Genomic DNA, 287 nt, shown 5'->3' on the forward strand with positions numbered 1-287 from the left:
GATCAAGGGGAAGGACTGGCAAGCTCCAAAGTGGAAACCCTGAAATTAGAACGCAGCACAGACAGGGCCAGTTACGTGGAATTACTTAGAAACTTCAGGGGCATTTGCGGATCCTGCGCCCTGGTGCTAGCCAGCCCCAACCATTCCCATAAGCCAGACATTGGCCGCCGTAATCGCGCCGAACAGGGCCCAGGCCAGCAACCTCACCAAGGGCGGGCTGGCGAACGGCCCCATCACGTCATGGTCCTCGGTGAAGCGCAGCAGCGGCCACATGGCGAAGGGCAGCT

The sequence above is a fragment of the Candidatus Kosakonia sp. 282A-S69 genome (genome assembly GCF_029433855.1).
Classification (GTDB): Bacteria; Pseudomonadota; Gammaproteobacteria; order Enterobacterales; family Enterobacteriaceae; genus Kosakonia; species Kosakonia cowanii_A.